Raw genomic sequence first — 203 nt, forward strand, 5'->3', positions numbered from 1 at the left:
AAGCCATGAACCGTTCACTACCAAACGTTCTCTTTGGTGGTGCATTTGGGCCGCAGGCTGATACGCAGTCGAAGTCAAACGACAGCGAGTTTTATGACGGCAAAGTGAAATACGCAACGCCAGATGACCTTGCACTACTCTTAGACGGTGCGCGCAGCGTTGTGATGGTTCCAGGCTATGGACTTGCGGTTGCCCAAGCGCAA

1 protein-coding gene is annotated in these 203 nt (G+C 52.7%); it reads left to right on the plus strand.

Going from position 1 to position 203, the window contains the following annotated elements; all coding sequences use genetic code 11:
- The coding region (locus A3739_RS07835; RefSeq protein ID WP_197472173.1) for an NAD(P)(+) transhydrogenase (Re/Si-specific) subunit beta at positions 1-203 on the plus strand (203 nt) is incomplete at both ends.

Source organism: Oleiphilus sp. HI0067, from assembly GCF_001635735.1.